The organism is Maridesulfovibrio pacificus (SeqCode), from assembly GCF_048612815.1.
Taxonomy (GTDB): domain Bacteria; phylum Desulfobacterota; class Desulfovibrionia; order Desulfovibrionales; family Desulfovibrionaceae; genus Maridesulfovibrio; species Maridesulfovibrio pacificus.
The window spans coordinates 2,490,983-2,509,388 of record NZ_JBLZNE010000001.1 but is presented as its reverse complement, the minus strand read 5'-3'; the positions used below and the strand labels follow the sequence as shown (position 1 = coordinate 2,509,388).

At 45.2% G+C, this 18,406-nt stretch carries 13 protein-coding genes; 9 read left to right on the top strand and 4 right to left on the bottom strand.

Annotation, left to right across the window (positions count from 1 at the left end):
- Positions 1-233 precede the first annotated feature (233 nt).
- The 3 genes from ACNI23_RS11640 (at position 234) to glpK (ending at position 4,738) form a co-directional block, all read left to right on the top strand.
- Positions 234-1,796, top strand: coding sequence for a glycerol-3-phosphate dehydrogenase/oxidase (locus ACNI23_RS11640; protein ID WP_420248870.1), 1,563 nt, complete (start codon positions 234-236; stop codon positions 1,794-1,796).
- A 660-nt stretch (positions 1,797-2,456) separates the two neighbouring features.
- Positions 2,457-3,164, top strand: coding sequence for an MIP/aquaporin family protein (locus ACNI23_RS11635; RefSeq protein WP_420248868.1), 708 nt, complete (start codon positions 2,457-2,459; stop codon positions 3,162-3,164).
- An 86-nt stretch (positions 3,165-3,250) separates the two neighbouring features.
- Positions 3,251-4,738 (top strand): glycerol kinase GlpK, encoded by a 1,488-nt coding sequence (gene glpK, locus ACNI23_RS11630; RefSeq protein ID WP_420248867.1) that lies wholly within the window; start codon positions 3,251-3,253, stop codon positions 4,736-4,738.
- Positions 4,739-4,848: 110 nt separating this feature from the next.
- Here glpK and ACNI23_RS11625 read toward each other — a convergent pair whose 3' ends face one another.
- From ACNI23_RS11625 to ACNI23_RS11615, 3 genes are all read right to left on the bottom strand, one after another.
- Positions 4,849-6,741 carry a c-type heme family protein gene (locus ACNI23_RS11625; RefSeq protein WP_420248866.1) on the bottom strand — a complete coding sequence of 631 codons (1,893 nt, stop codon included), beginning with the start codon at positions 6,739-6,741 and terminating at the stop codon, positions 4,849-4,851.
- Positions 6,742-6,864: 123 nt separating this feature from the next.
- Positions 6,865-7,611 carry a hypothetical protein gene (locus ACNI23_RS11620; RefSeq protein WP_420248864.1) on the bottom strand — a complete coding sequence of 249 codons (747 nt, stop codon included), beginning with the start codon at positions 7,609-7,611 and terminating at the stop codon, positions 6,865-6,867.
- Positions 7,572-8,534, bottom strand: coding sequence for a DUF389 domain-containing protein (locus ACNI23_RS11615; protein WP_420248862.1), 963 nt, complete (start codon positions 8,532-8,534; stop codon positions 7,572-7,574). Before ACNI23_RS11615 ends, ACNI23_RS11620 begins: the two co-directional genes overlap by 40 nt.
- A 235-nt stretch (positions 8,535-8,769) precedes the next feature.
- On the opposite strand from ACNI23_RS11615, the gene ACNI23_RS11610 reads away from it, so the two are divergent.
- Together ACNI23_RS11610 and ACNI23_RS11605 are read left to right on the top strand one after the other, a co-directional pair.
- Positions 8,770-9,915: an ABC transporter substrate-binding protein gene (locus ACNI23_RS11610; protein ID WP_420248861.1), complete on the top strand. Its 1,146-nt coding sequence runs from the start codon at positions 8,770-8,772 to the stop codon at positions 9,913-9,915.
- The gene (locus tag ACNI23_RS11605) at positions 9,912-12,098 is read left to right on the top strand and encodes a sensor histidine kinase (RefSeq protein WP_420248859.1); all 2,187 of its coding nucleotides are present in this window, start codon (positions 9,912-9,914) and stop codon (positions 12,096-12,098) included. Before ACNI23_RS11610 ends, ACNI23_RS11605 begins: the two co-directional genes overlap by 4 nt.
- Positions 12,099-12,131: 33 nt before the next feature.
- Here ACNI23_RS11605 and ACNI23_RS11600 read toward each other — a convergent pair whose 3' ends face one another.
- On the bottom strand, positions 12,132-14,363 hold the full coding sequence (locus ACNI23_RS11600; RefSeq protein ID WP_420248857.1) for a PAS domain-containing protein: 2,232 nt from the start codon (positions 14,361-14,363) through the stop codon (positions 12,132-12,134).
- A 189-nt stretch (positions 14,364-14,552) separates the two neighbouring features.
- Here ACNI23_RS11600 and ACNI23_RS11595 point away from each other — a divergent pair, with 189 nt between their 5' ends.
- The 4 genes from ACNI23_RS11595 (at position 14,553) to ACNI23_RS11580 (ending at position 18,404) form a co-directional block, all read left to right on the top strand.
- Positions 14,553-14,789 (top strand): hypothetical protein, encoded by a 237-nt coding sequence (locus ACNI23_RS11595; RefSeq protein ID WP_420248855.1) that lies wholly within the window; start codon positions 14,553-14,555, stop codon positions 14,787-14,789.
- Between the two features lie 159 nt (positions 14,790-14,948).
- On the top strand, positions 14,949-15,845 hold the full coding sequence (locus tag ACNI23_RS11590; protein WP_420248854.1) for a YitT family protein: 897 nt from the start codon (positions 14,949-14,951) through the stop codon (positions 15,843-15,845).
- Between the two features lie 203 nt (positions 15,846-16,048).
- Entirely contained in the window at positions 16,049-17,173 is a 1,125-nt protein-coding gene (locus ACNI23_RS11585; RefSeq protein WP_420248852.1) for an NAD(P)/FAD-dependent oxidoreductase, read from the top strand.
- A 271-nt stretch (positions 17,174-17,444) separates the two neighbouring features.
- Positions 17,445-18,404: an amidoligase family protein gene (locus ACNI23_RS11580; protein WP_420248850.1), complete on the top strand. Its 960-nt coding sequence runs from the start codon at positions 17,445-17,447 to the stop codon at positions 18,402-18,404.
- Positions 18,405-18,406 lie beyond the last annotated feature (2 nt).

Below are 18,406 nucleotides of genomic sequence, written 5' to 3'. Positions count from 1 at the left end.
AAAAGTCTTGCAAAATGAAAATAAATTCTTGTCATATTGTTTTCAATATGTCACATTTTGTTCAAAAGCGAAACGGAAAGAGGTGGTTTAGAAATTTTCGGCGTTTCGTTTTTACATTACGATGTGAGGGAGGAATCCGAATTTTCGAAAGGTTTTTTGCTTCGGTTTCGGGTTCATATATTCATTACAATTTTTATCCACCGTTCGCGGTCGGTTTATAGAGTGGGTGTTGCATGAAACGTTCAGATTATATTCAGCAGATGGAAGATAGCTCAAAAGTCTGGGATTTCATTATTATAGGTGGTGGTGCTACCGGTCTCGGTTCCGGTCTTGATGCTGCTGCACGTGGTTATTCCGTTCTTCTTCTAGAGCAGGGCGATTTTGCCGAAGCTACTTCCAGCCGTAGTACTAAAATGGTTCACGGTGGTGTAAGATACCTCGCTCAGGGTAATATTTCCCTGGTTATGGAAGCCCTGTACGAACGTGGAATTCTCAAGCAGAACGCTCCGCACATGTGCTACAACCAGAAATTTATCGTTCCCGACTACAAATGGTGGGGTCTTCCCTACTACGGCATCGGCCTGAAATGCTACGATATGCTGGCCAGAAAATACAGTTTCGGTCCTTCCCAGATTTTTACTAAAGGTAAAGTTATGCAGGAAGTTCCCGGTGTCCTCGCCAAAGGCCTCAAGGGCGGCGTGACCTACCATGACGGCCAGTTTGACGATGCCCGTCTTGCTCTGACCCTTGCCCGTACCATGGCGGATATGGGTGGTTGTCCCATGAACCACACTAAGGTTACCGGTCTGGTTAAGAACTCCACCGGCTACGTCTGTGGTGTTCAGGCTGAAGATAAACTGTCCGGCAAAAGCTACGAACTCAAAGCCAAGGCTGTCATCAACGCTACCGGTATTTTCACCGATGACGTCATGAACATGGATAACCCCAACCATAAGAAACTGATCGCACCCAGCCAGGGTATTCATATCGTTATCGATCGTGAATTCCTCGGTGGTGAAACCGGTATCATGGTTCCCAAGACCGATGACGGTCGTGTAATTTTCTTCGTGCCCTGGCACGGCAAGGTTGTTGTAGGTACCACTGACACTGCTCTTGACGGTGTTTGCATGGAGCCCAAGCCTCTCGAAGAGGAAATCAACTTCCTCGTTGAGCACTCTGCGCGCTATCTGGCCAAGGCGCCTACCCGCGCTGATGTACGCAGTGTTTTCACCGGTATTCGTCCCCTTATTGCAGCAGGTGATTCCGAATCCACCTCCGCACTTTCAAGGGATCATTACCTGACTGTGTCTCCCAACAAGCTGCTGACTATTGCCGGCGGTAAATGGACTACTTACAGACACATGGCTGAAGACTGCATCGATAACGCTATCCAGATGGGTGGCCTGTCTTTCCGTCCCTGCGTGACCAAGAATGTCAAGCTGCACGGTTACACTGAAGAGTTCGACCACAACGATCATATGCACGTTTACGGTAGTGAAGCTGCTGAAATCATGGCTCTGGCTGAAGAATATCCTGAGCTTGATGCCCGTATGCATGAAAGATTGCCTTACTCCTGGCTTGAAGTTGTTTGGGCTGCCCGTCATGAATGGGCGCAGACTGTCGGCGATGCTCTGTCCCGCAGGACCAGAGCACTGATCATTGACGCAAAAGCTGCTAATGAAGTTGCACCTAAGGCTGCTGAAATTATGGCTAAAGAACTTGGCAAAGATGAAGCTTGGGTCAAAGAACAGGTTGAACAGTTCCAGGAGCTGGCTAAGAATTACATTGTAGACTAACATATAATATATTGTGATTTCCCGGATTGGGTGTTGATGTACCCCTACTGCATCAACACCCTCCCGGACTATTGCATAAACATATTTAGCACTGATTTCAGTGCACTATATTCTCCAAAGAACGATGGGGGGCTTCCCTACCCCCGTCACCACTTCCCTTTGCCGTCGGTCGCCTGGGCCGACGGCTTCTTTTTTTTCATTTCAGCGCAAAAAAATAGTGTATCCATGTTGGAAATTGAGTATATTTCATTTCAATTTCTTTACACAGATGTTCATTTAGCATGCATAAGTGCTTACATGGAATCGTTTGTGTTGATAGGGATGGTTCTTTTTCGTTTCAGGTAAAATGGATGACTATGTTGTTGTTTGTCATAAAACCCATGCTACTGGCGGGTAAGGAGGTGTTAGAAGGTAAAATATATTTTGAAAATAGATGTTGCAACTGTTTAATATCAAACTATTTTTGCTAAACCGAAAGTCTAAAGTGAAAATTTCTTTTCGATTTTGAACATTATGGGGTTGATTTTTTGTTTGTTACAAAATAGTGTTAGCTCATAGGAAATGGAAAAAGCGTGAGATTCATTCGAGCGCGAGGTGGTATTCGTTTCCGAAAAGAAACGAATTTGTGTTTTAACTGCTTTAAGAGATGTGGGAGTGATTATGAGTCCTTTCTTAGGCGAAGTAATTGGTACAATGATTCTTACCCTTTTCGGTTGCGGCGTAGTTGCCAACGTCCTTCTTGAAAAATCCAAAGGTCAGAACGGTGGTTGGATTGTCATCACCATGGGTTGGGGTTTCGCAGTTGCATTTGCAGTCTACGTAGCCGGTAAATATTCCGGTGCACACATCAACCCTGCTGTTACCATCGGCCTTGCTGCCGGCGGTTATTTCCCCTGGGCACAGGTTCCCCTTTACATTGCCGGCCAGATGCTCGGCGCATTCCTCGGTGCTGTACTTTGCTACTTCACCTACAAATGCCACTGGGAACCAACTCAGGATGCTGGTCTGAAATTGGCTGTATTCGCCACCGGACCTGCTATTGCCTGCACAGCAGAAAACTTTCTCTGCGAATTTATCGGTACCTTCTTCCTCGTTTTTATCCTTCTCGGTATTGGTGCGAATGAGTTCACCCAAGGTCTTAACCCCTTGATTGTCGGTTTCTTCATTATGGCTATCGGTCTTTCCCTTGGTGGTCCCACCGGTTATGCTATCAACCCTGCTCGTGACCTCGGTCCCCGTATCGCTCACGCCATCCTGCCTATTCCAGGTAAAGGCGACAGCGACTGGGGATACTCCTGGATTCCTGTTGTAGCACCTATCTGCGGTGGTGTTGCAGGTGCTCTGGTTTACAAAGCTCTTGTCAGCTAAATCTCACGATTGATAGATAGAACTTAAATGATAATACGGGGTGAAGTTTTGCTTCACCCCTAGTTACCAAAAGGGGAAATTAAAAAATGGAAAAGAAATACGTACTTTCAATTGACCAGGGTACTACCAGCTCTCGTGCAATCATTTTCGACAAAGCTGGCCAGATCGTAAAAGTTACTCAGAAAGAATTCACCCAGATTTTTCCCAATCCGGGTTGGGTTGAGCACGATGCTATGGAAATCTGGTCTTCTGTCCAGTCTGTAGTAGCTGAAGCCCTTGCCGACGTTCCTGCAGCAGAAATCGCAGCTATCGGTATCACCAACCAGCGTGAAACCACTGTTGTTTGGGACAAGAACACCGGTAAGCCCGTTTACAACGCAATCGTATGGCAGTCCCGCCAGACCATGGACATCTGCAACGATCTTAAAGCAAAAGGTCTTGATCCCGTTGTTCGTGAAAAAACCGGTCTGCTCATCGACGCATACTTCTCCGGCACCAAAGTAAAATGGATTCTCGACAACGTTGAAGGTGCCCGCGCAAAAGCTGAAGCTGGCGATCTCCTCTTCGGTACCATTGACACTTGGCTGGTTTGGAAGCTCACCGGCGGCGCAGTTCACGTAACTGACTACACCAACGCTTCCCGTACTCTCATGTACAACATCCACGACCTCAAGTGGGACGAAGAAATCCTCGAAGCCCTTACTGTTCCCGCTTCCATGCTTCCCGAAGTTAAGCCTTCCTCCGAAGTATACGGCAGTACCCACAAAGATAAGTTCCAGGGCATGGAAATCCCGATTTCCGGTATGGCCGGTGACCAGCAGGCTGCTCTGTTCGGTCAGGCTTGCTTTGAAGAAGGTATGGCTAAAAACACCTACGGTACCGGTTGCTTCATGCTCATGAACACTGGTGAAAAAGCAGTTCCCTCCAAGAACGGCCTGCTGACCACCATCGCATGGGGTGTTGACGGTAAAGTTGAATACGCTCTCGAAGGTTCCATCTTCGTAGCAGGTTCCGCTATCCAGTGGCTGCGCGACGGTATGAGAATGTTCCGTGATGCTAAAGACTCCGAACTCTACGCAACTCGCGTACAGAGCTCCGAAGGCGTTTACATGGTTCCCGCATTCGTAGGTCTCGGTGCTCCTTACTGGGATTCCGAAGTGCGCGGCGCAATGTTCGGTCTGACACGCGGTACCACTAAAGAACATTTTGTTCGTGCTACCCTCGAGTCCCTCTGCTACCAGACCAAAGACGTTCTTTCCGCAATGGAAGCTGACTCCGGAATCGAGCTGGCAAAACTTCGCGTTGACGGCGGTGCAGTAGCCAACGACCTGATGCTCCAGATTCAGTCCAACTTCCTCGGTGTTCCCGTTGAGCGTCCTCTGTGCATTGAAACCACCGCTCTCGGTGCTGCATACCTCGCAGGTCTGGCAGTTGGTTTCTGGGCAGACAAGAACGACATCAAAAAGAACTTCGGTATCGACCGTGAGTTCGATCCTAAAATGGAAGAAGCAGAAGCTGCAAAGCTGTACGAAGGCTGGCAGAAAGCTGTTGAAGCTACCATGGCTTTCAAATAATAGAACATACGCAGCTTAACCGCTGTATCTCACTGTATATAAGAGGGGGCATCGTGCAAACGGTGCCCCCTCTGCTTTTCGAGAAAGCAGCCTCATAAAGGAGTAGTTCCTTATTTAAGGGGCAGCTTAATGGTAAACCTTGTCCATTCACCGGGAATCGAATTCACTTCCATTATCCCGTTATGCTGATCGGAAATAATGAAGTATGAAACCGAGAGACCTAATCCGGTTCCTTTGCCCAGTTCCTTAGTGGTGAAAAAGGGATCGAATATTCTGTTTACCGGTTGTATGGTGATACCGGGACCATTGTCTTCAATCTCGACAATAGCCATGTCTTCTTCATTTTTTATACGGCAGATGAATCTTGGTTGGTCCTGACCGTAGTCCTTTTCGCTCATAGCTTCCGCACCGTTTTTGAGTAGGTTGAGAAGCACCTGTTGTATTTCGTTGCCATCGCAATGAACAGCAGGCGTGTTTTCATCGTACTGGCGGATAATTTCAATTTTTCTAAAGTCGTAGTGTTTTTTTAAATTGTAATCGTTGGCGACCAGTTCAATTGTTTTTTCAAGCAATTCATCCAATCTATGGCGTCTATTAATCTTATCACTTTTGCGGCTGAAGCTGAGCATATTTGAGACGATTGTAGCTGCGCGGTTTCCTGACTCCTTTATTCCGGAAAGCATCTTAGGAATCTGGCGTTTGTCCATGTATTGCCGCAAGTTAACGAGTGATATGCCACATTCAGTTGCCGCACTTTTGTTCTTTTCCATATCGCTTAGCAAACGCTTCTCTATGTTTTGCGCGTGCCCTAAAATCCCTGCTAAAGGATTGTTTATTTCATGGGCCATTCCGGCAGCCAGACCGCCTACAGACATCATTTTTTCGGACTGAATCATCATTTGTTCCAGATTCATACGTTCAGTCACATCATCAATTCGTATCACAGCACCTTCAACGCCGTTGGCTATCAACGGATAAATAGTGATGTCATCGTAGCGGGTGATTCCAGTATCGGTTTTCGTTTGTACTGAGTCGGTTTCGATAACCCGGTTTTTCATTGCCATGAGAATTCTATCCAACTCGTTTTGCATATCGGGCAGAGCCTGGGATAAAGGAAGGCCTATTGCGTCATTGGAGCTGATGTGGCTTTTTTTTTCAGCTTCCATATTCCAGTGGGTGATTCTCCCTTCGGGGTCCACTCCGACAAGAATTGATGGCATGGAGTTGATTATATTGGCCAGATAGTTTTTTGTTTTGGCTAATTCATCTTCAGCCCTGCAGCGAGCCCGTTCATAGCGGCTCAAGGTATTGAATACGATGATTATGGATAGTATTCCGGCAATCCATATTGTTATGAATGAGTTGTTGGTCTCGGCAATAAACGCTTTCATTGTTTGCTGGTATCCCGACATCGGGACCGTTACGCTTATTCCGCCTCGGATAGCCCCAACTTTATAGCCTTGCTGAGCATGGCATTTGAGACATTTTTCTTCTGTCATCATAGGCCGCATAAAATGAAGAACCGGCTTTTCGTTTTCAGTTGCGAGCGCATGGAAATCAGCAGGATTGTTTTTAAATGATTTTAGGACCTTTGCTTCCCATTCAGAAGGTTCGTTGCCGGGGCGTAAGGGGGTAAGGCTGGTTATATGACCTTGCAAACCAGCTTCTTCATTCATCATCCCGTATACCATGCGCATCATGTAGGCGGGATTTATCATGGTCATTGCTTCGCCGTCAGTCGTAATAACATCACGCTGAGGTACTTGGAGGTAATCATTAGGTTGAAGCTTTGAAGATACTTCGGCGTAAAGTCCTCCCAAACCGGCCACCCAGCGGCGGTAGGTGAGGTCTTTTTCGAAGGCAACCTCCGCTTCTTTTAGTGCAGATCTGTAGATGTTGTCTTTTTCTGCCTGAACAATTCTGTTGTAAAAGAAAAAGATGGACACGGTCCAAACCAGCACTAATGTCAGGCCTAAAAGCAGTAGCTTATGATAGTATTTCAATGTCCTTTCCTGCTGCTAAGTTTATGATTTTAACTACCATAACAAATAGCGGGTAAGGCATCCAGACTGATATGGCTTTTAAAAAGTTGTATTCGTCCTTTTGAAACTTACAGCAGAGAAACGCTATTTCAAGTCAAGGCGCTTGATCTGGTGCGTAGTATTGAAGAATTCAAGAGGCTTGATACCTTCATTTTCAATTACACCTTCTGTTTTCGAATAGACGTACAGTTTGACTGGAGCCGAAAGCATGTCGGTAAGTTTCTTTTCTATCTTTTTAATTTCCTTACTCTGAACAAGTCGCGCCCCGGTTACATCCGCCATGATTTTCCAGCCTTTTTTCATGGGCTGGGCCTCAACATGGATTGGGAATATGTTCCGTAGCTCACCGATTAATTTTGCGGCTTGCTTTTCTACTGTCTTGGCCTTTGGGGATTCTTTTCCTGAATAGTGAACTCCGAAAAGATTTCTGCCGTTGCGGGTTATGTCATAGCTTTTGTAGTAGCGGATGATCAGCGAAAGATCGTTTACTCCGGTATTCTTACGCAGTACTTCCTCCAACCTTTCAACAGATTCCGGCATAGGGCGTTCAGGGCCGCTGATCTCAATGATCAGGCCCGGACCGCTTTTAAGTTTTGCGTAGTTGATGCCTGAAAGCGTGTACCACGGATAATCGGATATTATGCTGCGGAGCAATAGTTCAGCCTGTTCCAGAATCATGGCGCTTTGCTCCAGCTTTATGTGTTGTTTCTTGGCATGAGCGTTGAGAAGGGCGCTTGTTGATTGCGGTGAGGAAGAAATGCTTTGGGTGATGCTCGTGCGGACGATTATTTTTACCGGTTTATGAAGAGCTTGCGATGCATGTTCTTCCATTGTTTTATAGCCTTGGCCTTGAGTGATGTTGGCCCGTTAAGAGTAATGAAGCCGTTTACAACACCTTCATCAATTTCATGGCTTATCTTTTCAATGGTTGTATTAGGGATTGATGTAATGGCTTGGGTTGCAACGGTTCGTAGGCTGTTGTCGATCTGACGGGAAAGGGCGACCTCCACGAGAGATTTGGTCAGAAAAGTTGCAACAATTATAAGCCCGATAGTGGTGATGGAAAAATGTTTGATCAGTCTCGGCAGCGGTTCATCTTCGGAATGAGGAATAAACCCGGTAATAATGAAAAGCACGCTGGCAATAGAAAGAATAACCAGAAAGTTAGCGAAGAAGAGCAGGAAAGCTCCCCATCCATCAGAATATTGGTGAAGCGCGATGCATAGACCACTGGCACATAATGGAGGTACAAGGGAGGTGGCTATAGCGATTCCGGGCATAACCGGGCTCACCCTTTCGTCAATGAGGGCTACTGTTCCGGCTATTCCGGCAAAAGCAGCAACTCCAAGATCAAGCAGGTTGGGCTTTGTCCTTGATATTACTTCATGGGTAACTTCAAAGAAAATCGGGAGGCTGCCGATAAGTATACCGCCTAAAATTCCGATTAGAATTCCGGCTGTTACCGAAAAGACAGAAGCTCGGATGAGGCTCATCTCTCCACGCACCAACCCAAGCGAAATTCCGAAAATGGGTGTCATTAAAGGTGAAACAAGCATTGCTCCGATGACTACTGCGGGGCTGTCGGCTGTGAGTCCTATGGATGCAATGAAAGCAGCTACGCCCATGAGCAGGTAATACATGCCGCGCGGGACTGAATTCCGGGTAATATCAGCGATAAGAAATTCACGGCGGACATCGCTGACAAAGAGCAACGGTGGTCTTGTCGCATTTTTTCTTTTGAATTTAAGTCCCATATGTTCTCCGGCTGCCCATTTTAGTGCATTGGAAATAAAATGAAAAATACGACTAAGCTGAGGCTGGGTCAACAGGGGGTAACAATAATCTTTTCAAGTGGGCTGTATGCAGCCTAATAGAATCAATTCCTGCTTATGCAGGGATAGCCTTTTTTTATTTATCATTCTTGGCGTTCATCGTCCTTTCAGGTTATACTTGGATTAACTTTTCGTGGCCTTAATGCAGGAGGAGTGAATGTTGAGAAATTATTTTCAGTTAGTTGGAAAGGGCATCTCTGTATGGCTGTTGTTCCTGTGTCTGTCATTGAGTGCATGTTCTGATGATCCTATCCGCCTTGGCTTTTCTGGAACCCTCAAGGGGAAATATTCTGATTTAGGCGTTCAGGGTCGTAACGGTGCTTTACTGGCAGTCGAGGATATCAATGAAGCCGGGGGAATCGACGGTCGTAAAATTGAACTCATTGTCCGGGATGACAAGAATACTCCTGAAGGAGCTGTTGAGGCAGATAAGGAGCTTGCAGCCGAAGGCGTCTCCGCAATTATCGGTCATATGACCAGTTCACAATCAATGGCTGCAGTGCGAGGCATGAAGGACAGCAAAGTTGTGTATATTTCTCCCACTACCTCTACTCCTTTGCTGCAAGGGATTAGAGATAATTTTTTCAGGGTAATTCCTACTCTTACTGATCTATCAAAGGGGCTCGCAGAATATTCAGTGGATAAGCTTGGTAAGGGAAGACTTGCTGTAGTCTGGGATAATTCAAATCCGGCCTTTACCGCTCCCTATAAGGACGTCTTTGTTGAGAAATTTGCAGCAAAGGGCGGTGAGTTTGTAGGTGAGGTAAGTATAGGCAAGCATGAAGGTTCCATAGATTGGCAGAAAGTTGTTGATGAATTGAAGGTAATGAATCCTGATGCAGTAGTCATGGTTACCTCGGCCCGTGATTTAGCCGGTTTTGCCCAGTTTTGTACTTTGAATAAAACAAACTGGACAATTTTGAGCAGTATGTGGGGATATACAAAAGAGTTGATTCAGACCGGCGGTAAAAGCGTGGAAGGGATAATTTTTGTGGTCCATTTTGCTGAAGATGATCCGGAAAAACTGTACGTGGATTTTAAGGATAAATTTATTAAGCGCTTTGGGTGGCCTCCGAATTTTGCGGCTGTTTTCGGGTATCAGGCTGTGCAGGTTTTTGCAGAGGCAGTGAAAAGGAATGGAGGCCGTACAAAAGGTCTCGGTGGTGTCATTCCCGGAATCAGCTTTGCTGATAGTTTGGTCGGGCCTTTTGAAATTGACGAGTTCGGGGATGTAAAGCACCACGGACATATTGTGACCGTTAAAAATGGGCATTTTGTCACAGTAGTAAAGAGAGAGAAATGAGCAGAGACTCGGTTGTCGAGATTTTTCAGGGCAAGCTGGTTCAATGGATTCTTGTGCCTGGGTTAATAATGACCGTTATTCTGGTTTCCATTGTGGGTTTGAATCAAATTAACACCATGGAACGGGAGATCTTGCATCTTTCGAGGTCCCTGTCCCGTAATGTCGAATTTTATATAGATGGCGCAGAGGATGTTCTGCGTTCTGTGGCTATTATGAGCGGAGAAGGTGACGTTGATAGCCTTCGTTATTATTTTAGTGGATTGCATGACCGTTTTGGGCAGTTTGATCGACTTATTCTTCTGGATAAGAACGAAAATATTATAGCTGTGGCTCCACATGGAATTAAAGGGGTAGATTTTCCAATCCGCTTCAGCGGTTCGGATAACTCCAAGCGGGTACTGACTTCCCCTATAATTTCACCCAACTCCGGCAAGCTGGTGCTATACATCAGTATACCGGTGCAGGGCGGCGGAAAGTTGGTGGCCGAACTGGATCTCGGTGCTCTGCAGAAATTCATTTACGGCTTTCTGTCTTCCAACAGGATAATAATACTTGCTGACTCTTATGGTAACCTGATTGTTCATCCTGACCGTGAACTGGTTAAAATTCAGGCCAATGTTGGAAATCTGGATATTTTTAAAAAGACACTGGCTCCGGGGGATGTGGAATTTTACCATGCTGAAAACAGGCTTTCCTTTGGCCGTATTGTAAATGTAACCGGAACCGGCTGGAAGCTTTTGGTCGGGTGTACGGCCTCTTCTTTGTTTCAACCTGTAGTTGCTCTTGGTTTGCTGATCGGTATGCTGGTTGTCTTTTTCTTCATGGTACTGCTTTTTGCGTTGAAGAAGGAGTTTCGCGAAGGCGTGGTTACCCCTCTGGTGGGCTATGTCAGGAAGCTTTCTGCTGTTGCCGAGGGGGATTATCCCACATCTGCATCACAGGAAAGCGGTTTTGTGGAGTTGGATGAATTGGGCAGGGTCTTTGACTGCATGGCTGAACAGGTCCGTGAACGGGAACATGAACTCATTGTTTCGAAAAGATATTTCCAGAGTGTCATTGATTCCATGCCTTCAGCCCTGATCTGGGTTAATGAGGATATGGATGTCTGCCAGTGTAATAACCGCGCTTTGGAGTTGTTCAATCTGGATTCAACTGAGATTGAGCCGGAAAATGTGGGGCTCTTTTTTTCCGGTCACGAAGATATTGTGGATGTGATTGCTGAAGCAAAGAAATCCAATTCTCCGAAAACCATTGACCGAACCGTAATCCGAGATGATTCAACAGATATCTTTGAGGTTACAGCTTTTCCCTTGCGTGGTTTTGAGATTAAAGGGGTGGTGGTAAGGATTGATGATGTCACCGCCCGTGTGCGTATGGAGGAAATTATGGTCCAGACAGAAAAAATGATATCTATCGGCGGACTTGCAGCCGGTATGGCCCATGAAATCAACAATCCTCTCGGTGGAATAGTGCAGGGAGCTCAAAATTTGGAGCGCAGGTTTTCTCCTGATATAAAAGCCAATGTTGATGCCGCAGATGAAGCAGGGTGCTCGTTGGAGGCTATGCATGAATATCTTGAATCACGCAAGATTCTTGCAGTCATTAAAGGGATTAAGGATTCCGGGATGCGTGCTGCCAAGATAGTTTCCAATATGTTGAAGTTCAGCAAGCCCGGAAAAAACATAGTAACAACTGTTAATGTACACGATTTGATTGAAGAGTGTTTGGAGCTCTCTGCCAAGGATTATGACCTGAAGCAGAAATATGACTTCACTCACATTCATATTGTGCGTGAGTTTTCGCCGGATGTGTCGGATATTATTTGTTCACAGACTGAGATTGAACAGGTCTTGTTCAATCTTTTCAAGAATTCAGCGCAGGCCATGCGTGAACATGGCTTTTTCGGCTCAGCACCTGAAATTTATGTGCGAACGCGCAGCATCGGAAATTCTGTTGTTATTGAAGTAGAAGATAATGGTCCCGGGATAAAGGATGAGATTCGGAAAAGGATTTTTGAGCCATTCTTCACCACTAAGTCCGCCGGTGTAGGAACAGGTTTGGGGCTTTCTGTTTCGTATTTTATCATTACCCAGAACCATGGTGGAACCTTCACGGTCAGTTCTGTTCCCGGTCAGGGTGCACGGTTTACTATTACTCTTCCTGTCCAGAAGCGCAGACAGTAATTCTGGGCTCAGTCTTTTTTGACCATATCAAGCTTACTCAAATGGAATTCGGATAGTGAAACGGGTCCATTTTCCGGGGTTGGAGTCTACAGTCATGCTTCCGTTGTGGTGATTGGTTATTATAAAATATGAGACTGAAAGTCCCAGTCCCGTGCCTTTGCCTACATCTTTGGTCGTATAGAAAGGTTCAAATATTCTGGAGCGGGTAGCATCGTCTATGCCGGGACCGTTATCTTCAATCTCAACGACAATCTCCTCAGCGGTTTTGCTTATCCGGCAGATGAATTGCGGAGATTCCTGGTCATATTCCTTATCCCTCATCGCTTCCGCCCCGTTTTTCAGGAGATTCATCAAGACCTGTTGTATCTCAGTGCCCTCGCAATAAATCGGCGGAATATCGGACTCATATTCACGGATTATTTTAATCTGTCTGAAGTCGTATAGTTTTTCCAAATTGTAATCACTGTCAGAGAGGTCAATCGCTTTCTCTAAAATATTCGTAATATTATGGAGAGAGTATTCTTTTTCACTTTGGCGACTGAAGCTGAGCATGTTGGAAACAATTTTGGCTGCTCTGTTACCTGCGGTTCGAATTCCATCAATCATTCGTGGGATTTCCCGGTCAGCTATGTAATCCTGAATCTGTTGCAGCTCAACACCGTGCTTTTCGGCAGCGCGAATGTTGGCTTTTGTCTTTTTGAACAGCCTATTATGAATGTTTTGGCTATGACCGAGAATTCCTGCAAGCGGGTTGTTGATTTCGTGGGCCATACCCGCGGCTAGGCCGCCGATGGACATCATTTTTTCCGTCTGGACCATCAGCTGTTCTGTTTTTTTGCGTTCCGTTATGTCCATGTGGGTTCCGATCAATCTTACCGGGTTCCCTTGGTCGTCAAATTCAGGAACTCTTCCGCGAGATAAAATCCATTTCCATTTCCCTTCTTTGGTGAGCAATCTGAATTCTTGCGAAAACAGAGATTTACGATCATTAGAGGGAAACTTGTTTAAATAATCGGCTACGACTTCGGAGGCCCGTTCTCTGTCATCAGGATGCATCAAATAGAGCCATGTCTCATATTCGTTAGGGAAATCTTCCGGTTCATAACCAAGCATCTCAAAATAACGCGGGCTGTAGTATACTTCATTTGTTTGCAGGTTCCAGTCCCAGAGTCCGTCACTTACTGCGCGCAAGGCCATGTCATAACGCTCTTCACTTACTTTCAAATTCCTCTGGATGCGTTCCCTTTCATCCAATTCGGCTATCAGGGCTTTGGTCCTCTGGGCAATTTTCTTTTTGAGTGTGCGGTTTATGGTTACAAATAGTCCACTTATGATAAATAAAGCCAATAAGCCTAGAAACGCGTATCTTTTCGCTGCAGTTTTACTGATACCCGGTTCGTAATTAACGGAGAGCCAGGTGTTATGGATTGCAGCAATATCCTTATGTGACATGGCTTGGATTGTTTTGGAGATGATGGAAGCAAGTTCCGGCCAGTCATTGCGTATTCCCATAGAGAGTTTAAGGGCATCGAATTTGGCAGGGGCAGCTACCTTCAGGTTTGAAAGTCCATAGTGCTTGATAAAGTAGACCACGACAGGAAGTGCATTGATCGTGGCATAGGCCTCTTTCGTAGCGACACATTTGAGTGAATCAAGTGTGGGGTTTCTTGATTTTATTATCCGAAGTTCAAGGTTCGGGTATTGTTCTTCAATTTGTTTTTGCAAGATGAACCGGTCTTGAACCGTAACCGTTTTGCCTTCAAGATCACTAAGTCTTCCCACGAATTCAGCGTCATCGCGGGTGACAATAACCCAAGGCAGGGTTTGGTAAGGAATGCTAAAGGACATGAAATCCTTGCGTTCATCGGATTGTTGGATGGTCGGAACCATGTCGATTCCATCATGCGCGCGAATGGATTTTAATGCTTCAGGCCAGGATATCTCATTCTGGGTTACGTATTTAAATTTAATTCCGTGAATTGATGCGATCAGATCAAGGTAATCAATCGATATCCCGGATATTTGGTTTTCCGTCATCATGAACGGCGGCCAGTCTCCAACTCTAACTGTGACTGTTCTATCCTGTTTCAGCCATGCTATTTCTGCATCGTTAAGCTTAATTTTATGCTTGATGATTTCCGTATTTATTCCGTCTATTCCGGCATTTGCTGTGCTATGTGTAGTTGAAATAGTGAGTATATTGAGTAGGAAAAATAGGCAGATAACGATAAAGCAACTATATGTCGTTTTGAATTGATGCTTCATGATTGGTAAGTCTTAGTATATTCTTTTAATTGTGGAGAGATAATGTGCTGGAAAAGTAGCATATAGCGGGTATAAAAGGAATTGCTAATGTATTATTTATTTCAGATGGGTAGTGCTGATTGACATGAATTTATATGGAGACATATCATCGCATGCATGATTGACAAGGCTTCAGCAATAGAAACGGTTATGCGCAAGCTCAAAAAAATTCAGGTCGGACGCGGGCTCGATTTACGCACTTACAAGCGTGACCGCTCAGTGGTGATCGTGCGCAGGGGGGAAGATTTATTTTCAGTGACCGAAAACGGATTTGATACTGAGCAATTTACAGAAGACTTCAAGGGGGTGAAGAAACTGCTTAAGAAGCTTTTGAAAAAAGAATTTCCGCGCAGCAATAAAATTCGTGTTTACGATGTTGATGGTTAGGACTCCAGTTGAATAAAATGCTGCCTAAGTGCCCATGCCCCTTTACTTTTTTCAAAATGGCTGAGCACTGCCCGGTTTTGTTTTTTGCGCCCTTGAATTGTAGCTTTAAAGCTGTTAGCGTTTTTGGTTAATTGTTTAACCTATACATATACAAGGAAAATGTTAGAACCAGTCAAATCTGTACTTGGCAAAGGCAGTTCAGTTAATTTTGATTTCACTTACTCCGTATGGTGGAATTTATTGTTGATTACAGTGGGATCAGCAATATGTTCGATCGCTATAAAAAGTTTGGCCGTTCCTCACGAGTTTCTAGCTGGTGGTGTTTTCGGCCTTGCTTCACTTCTTTATTATAAAACCGGGATGCTTTCCCCGGGGGTGTTGTTTTTTATCCTCAACGTCCCAGTATTTTTATTTGCGTGGATAAAGGTAAGCCGCCGTTTTTTCTGGTATAGCCTGTACGCAACCATTGCAGCTACAGTCTCATACGAGTTCCTTACAATTCCTATGACTGTTCACAATGCCACTTATGCAGCCGTCGCTTGTGGAGCGATGATGGGTTTTGGAGCCGGGACGGTTTTGCGAACGCTGGGATCAAACGGCGGTCTTGATGTGCTTGCCGTGTATCTTTTTCAGCGGTTTAATATCGGGATAGGCAAGGTTTACCTTGTTTTTAATGCAACTCTTTTCAGTCTCAGTCTGTTTGAGCTTCCCCTTGATATAATAATCGCTTCGCTGATTTTGGTGTTCATATCATCCACAGTGGTGGAGCAGACCCTTTCGATGTTTAACCAGCGCAAGGTCGTTTTTATTATTTCAGATTATAGTGAAATGATAAGCCATGACATCCTGCACGAGATGAAGCAGAGTGCTACATTTATCAAAGGGCAGGGTGCCTATCTGCGTGAAGATAAGAATATCTTGATGACGGTTGTTAACAATATTCAGCTTAAAAAGTTGGAAGAAATAGCTTTTCGGCACGATGATAGAGTTTTGTTCATAGTGGAAAACACTTTCTCCGTAATTGGGTCGAGTTTTTCGCGTCGTAAGGTTTATTAGGAAATATTCCGCCGTTTCTGCCGAAAGTAATGGGCCGGTCTCGCAAGAGGGCGGCTCTTATTTTTTTGGGCTTGAGGCGACTGGTGAATATGGAATCAATAAACAAAAATTCATATTCATGGACACATTACAGCCCTATGTTTTACATCTAGATAGCGTAGTGGGCTCTCATTGTAGATAAAACTGTTTTGACTGGAGTTGGTATGGGTGAACTTGTCATTGCCGGCGCAGGGCACGCGCACATGCAGCTCATGGGAGCAATTCCTGAACTCATTGCGGATGGACACCGCGTTACAGTCATCGGACCGGATGAGCGTCATTACTATTCAGGGATGGGTCCGGGAATGCTCGGTGGTATTTACCGTCCTGTAGAGATAAGTCTTCCTGTGAAATCAATTGTGGAAAGCCTCGGCGGGTCGTTTGTACTTGGTAAGGTTGCACGCATAGATCCGTACAAACGGATGGTCATCCTTGAAGCGGGGCAAGAATTTCCTTACGATGTACTTTCCTGCAATCTTGGAAGCTTCGTACCCAGCCATCTCGCAGACAAGGTCAATACCGATGTTTATACCGTAAAACCCATACAAAATCTTTTGCAGGCTCGCATTCGGATTCGGGAAATAGTATCTGAACGTCCGGTGCGTATCGGCATATGCGGGGGCGGTCCCGCGGCTCTTGAAATCGCCGGCAACGCTTGGTCTGCAGCCAGAGAGCAGGGCCGCTTCGGTGTGAAAATTAAAATTTTCACGGGCAGCGAATTTCTGCACAACCTACCGGACAGGGTGCGTAATCTTGCGGTCAAAAGCCTTAACAAACGCAGAATCCAAATTGTTCAGGGCAGTTATGTGGAGCATGTGACAACTGGAAACGTCATATTGCAGAACGGACAACACTACGAACAAGACATCATTTTTCTGGCTTTGGGGGTGAAGCCTTCAAAAGTCTTCGCCGCTTCGGATTTGTCGACAGGGAAGGATGGCGGGCTAAAGGTTAATCGCTATCTGCAAAGTGTTTCCCATCCGGAAATTTTCGGTGGAGGAGATTGCATCTGGTTCGAACCGAACCCACTGGATAAAGTGGGAGTATATGCTGTCCGCCAGAATCCCGTGCTTGTACATAATGTGCGGGCGCAGCTCGAAGGAAGCAGCTTGAAATCTTTCGATCCGGGCGGTTCCTATCTGCTCATATTTAATATCGGGGGCGGGAAAGGCATATTGCACAAAAACGGATTGAGCTTCGGCGGGCCGCTTGCTTTCCGGATCAAAGACTATATCGACAGGAAATTTGTTAAGCAGTTTAAAGTGAATAGACATCACAAACTTTCATAAATTTTAAGTGAGTAGCTTAAAATACAGTTTTTCTTTTTCGTTGCCCAGAGCAAGTTGGAGTTCTTTTATTTAACGGTTAGGCTGGGCTATTTTTGCATGCTGGTTTCATTTGTGTGATCATGAAACCAGACTGTCTGCAGGTGAGTTGTGGTCATAAATAATATGATCATTTTGTTACATCGATTATAAGGTGTATTTGTAATATTTGATGTCCGGGTAAAGTCCTGATCAGAACATATCTTATTTTATTAATTTATATATTGGAGGAAATATGGTTTGGAATGTTCCCTCGCGTACTAAAACCGAGTCAGGGCAGTGGCGCCGAGTCGGCTTTGAACTGGAGTTTTCCGGAGTTGATCTAGAGAGTTTAGGTAAAATTGTTATGGACAGTTACGGAGGAGAGCTGCGTAAGGAATCCCCTTTCAGTTACAAAGTGGTTGAAACCTCTTTTGGTGATTTTGGGTTGGAAGTAGACTCAATTCAGCTTAAGGATAGAAAGTATAAGAAATTTATAGAAGAAATGGGTTTTGAACTTGCGCAGGACGAAATTGAAAAAGTTGATAGTGCCCTTTATGATCTGGCAAAATTGGCTGTTCCTTTTGAGCTTGTCACGCCGCCTGTTCCAATAAATCGAATAGAAGAGTTGGATAAAATCGAGGAGGCTCTGAGGGTAAGTCATGCCAAAGGATCACGGGCATCTTTTCTGTATGCTTTCGGTATGCAGTTCAATCCAGAGTGTCCGGACCTGAAGGTCAACACCATCCTGAATTACTTGAGAGCTTTTCTGGTCCTTCTCGACTGGCTCAAGGAAGAAATAGATGTTGACCTGACCAGACGAATCTTACCCTTCATTGATGACTTTCCTGAGGAGTATGTACTTAAAGTTCTTGAGAGCAGTTACAAGCCTTCTTTGAAAGAATTCATGGCTGATTACCTTGAGCATAACCCTACTCGGAACAGGCCGTTGGACCTTACCTGCCTTTTCGCTCACATTGATAAGGATTTTACTTTGAGCAGAGTTCATGAGCCGGAGTTAATCAAGCCCAGACCTGCTTTCCACTACAGACTGCCGGATTGTCGCATTGATGAGGATGGGTGGTCTATGGCTTTGGAATGGAACAGGTGGATGAGGGTTGAAGTTCTGGCCGATGATCCAGAGAAACTGGATAAGAAATGCAGCGAATATCTGGATAAAGCCTCAAAGAAAATTTTTCCCGATAAGTTACTGTAGGG

Excerpts from the sequence above, each read along its gene's own strand:
- ACNI23_RS11635 (WP_420248868.1), top strand. The coding sequence starts at position 2,457 with ATGAGTCCTTTCTTAGGCGAAGTAATTGGTACAATGATTCTTACCCTT.
- ACNI23_RS11640 (WP_420248870.1), top strand. The coding sequence starts at position 234 with ATGAAACGTTCAGATTATATTCAGCAGATGGAAGATAGCTCAAAAGTC.
- ACNI23_RS11595 (WP_420248855.1), top strand. The coding sequence starts at position 14,553 with ATGCGCAAGCTCAAAAAAATTCAGGTCGGACGCGGGCTCGATTTACGC.
- ACNI23_RS11600 (WP_420248857.1), bottom strand. The coding sequence starts at position 14,363 with ATGAAGCATCAATTCAAAACGACATATAGTTGCTTTATCGTTATCTGC.
- ACNI23_RS11605 (WP_420248859.1), top strand. The coding sequence starts at position 9,912 with ATGAGCAGAGACTCGGTTGTCGAGATTTTTCAGGGCAAGCTGGTTCAA.
- ACNI23_RS11620 (WP_420248864.1), bottom strand. The coding sequence starts at position 7,611 with ATGGAAGAACATGCATCGCAAGCTCTTCATAAACCGGTAAAAATAATC.
- ACNI23_RS11585 (WP_420248852.1), top strand. The coding sequence starts at position 16,049 with ATGGGTGAACTTGTCATTGCCGGCGCAGGGCACGCGCACATGCAGCTC.
- ACNI23_RS11580 (WP_420248850.1), top strand. The coding sequence starts at position 17,445 with ATGGTTTGGAATGTTCCCTCGCGTACTAAAACCGAGTCAGGGCAGTGG.
- ACNI23_RS11590 (WP_420248854.1), top strand. The coding sequence starts at position 14,949 with ATGTTAGAACCAGTCAAATCTGTACTTGGCAAAGGCAGTTCAGTTAAT.
- ACNI23_RS11610 (WP_420248861.1), top strand. The coding sequence starts at position 8,770 with ATGTTGAGAAATTATTTTCAGTTAGTTGGAAAGGGCATCTCTGTATGG.
- glpK (WP_420248867.1), top strand. The coding sequence starts at position 3,251 with ATGGAAAAGAAATACGTACTTTCAATTGACCAGGGTACTACCAGCTCT.
- ACNI23_RS11615 (WP_420248862.1), bottom strand. The coding sequence starts at position 8,534 with ATGGGACTTAAATTCAAAAGAAAAAATGCGACAAGACCACCGTTGCTC.